Origin of the sequence: Mycobacterium sp. UM_Kg27, from assembly GCF_000972905.1 — a bacterium.
GTDB lineage: Bacteria > Actinomycetota > Actinomycetes > Mycobacteriales > Mycobacteriaceae > Mycobacterium.
The window spans coordinates 1-1337 of sequence record NZ_JRMM01000276.1 but is presented as its reverse complement, the minus strand read 5'-3'; the positions used below and the strand labels follow the sequence as shown (position 1 = coordinate 1337).

The 1337-nt window shown below is 71.1% G+C and carries 1 protein-coding gene and 1 pseudogene; one reads left to right on the top strand and one right to left on the bottom strand.

Features of this window, described 5'->3' with window-relative positions; all coding sequences use genetic code 11:
- Positions 1–217 (top strand): annotated as a pseudogene (locus tag LI94_RS21195) (DUF58 domain-containing protein); the annotation flags it as partial.
- 26 nt (positions 218–243) lie between these two features.
- Here LI94_RS21195 and LI94_RS21190 read toward each other — a convergent pair.
- Entirely contained in the window at positions 244–1236 is a 993-nt protein-coding gene (locus LI94_RS21190; RefSeq protein ID WP_046302477.1) for a stage II sporulation protein M, read from the bottom strand.
- Positions 1237–1337 lie beyond the last annotated feature (101 nt).

Here is a 1337-nt window from a genome sequence, read left to right as displayed (position 1 = left end):
ACCTGCACCCCGCTGTGACGCAATCGGGCTGCCATCGCGCGGCGACGCGGCCGCGGTCTATGACGCCGGCGCTGCTGAGCGGGCGCGCAATGACCGCCGCGCGATGGCAGCCCGATTGCGTCACAGCGGGGTGCAGGTCATCGACGCCCCACCCGAGGATCTGGCCCCGGCGCTGGCCGATGCCTACCTGGCGATGAAAGCCGCCGGGCGGCTCTGATCGCGGTCGCGCGCAGCACCGGGTAGCTAGCCGGTGGGGACCACGTCGGGGGCATCGGCGACGTCCCCGGTCTCGCCGGCGGCCACGGCCTTGCGACCGAAGTACACCACGTAGACCAGAAATGCCGCCTCCACCGCGGTCCCGATGCCGATTCGCAGCCAGGTCGGCAGTGGCGACGGAGTCACCACCGCCTCGAGCAGCCCGGCCACCGCGAACACCACGACCAACCCCACGGCGACCGCGACGACGGCCCGGCCCTGTTCGGCGAGCGCCTGTGTGCGGGGCCGATCACCCGGGGCGATCACCGTCCAGCCCAGGCGCATCCCCACCGCGCCGGCCAAGAACACCGCCGTCAGCTCCAGCAGCCCGTGCGGGGCAAGCAGTCCCAGCATGAAACCGCCCCGGCCGGCATGGAACATCAGGCCGAGTCCCAAGCCGAGGTTGGCCGCGTTGGCGAACAGCAGCGCCGGGATCGGCAGGCCCAGCAACACCGAGAAGGCAATGACGCGGGCGGCCACCCAGGCGTTGTTCACCCAGACCTGCAGCGCAAAGGACCCGGCCGGGTGGTCGCTGTAGTAGGCGGCGAAGTCGTGGTTGACCAGCCGGTCGATCTCCGCGGGGGTGCCGATCACCGCCTGCACGTCGGGGTTGCCGGCCACCCAGCAGGCGATGACCGCCGACACCGCCAGGAACACCGCGGCGGTGCTCAGCCACCACCGCCAAGCACGGTAGGCGACCACCGGAAACGACACCGTCACGAACCGGACGAATTCCGAGGCCAACGGCGCATGCGCACCGGTGACGGCGGCACGCGCCCGTGCCACTAGGGCGGAAAGTCGGCCGATGAGCGCGGCATCCGAGGACGACGAGCGCACCAGCGACAGTTGGGTGGACACCCGCTGATAGAGGTCGACCAGCTCGTCGACCTCAGCGCCGGTGAGCCGGCGCCGGTGCTTGACCAGTGCCTCCAGCCGATCCCAGGCCGGTCGATGGGTCAGCACGAAGGCGTCGACATCCACCTAGCCGAGCCTAGCGAGGACTGCGAGCACGGCGAAGCCGGGCGATGCAGGTCCGCGCCATCAAGCACAGCGAGGACTGCGAGCACGGCGAAGCCGGGCGA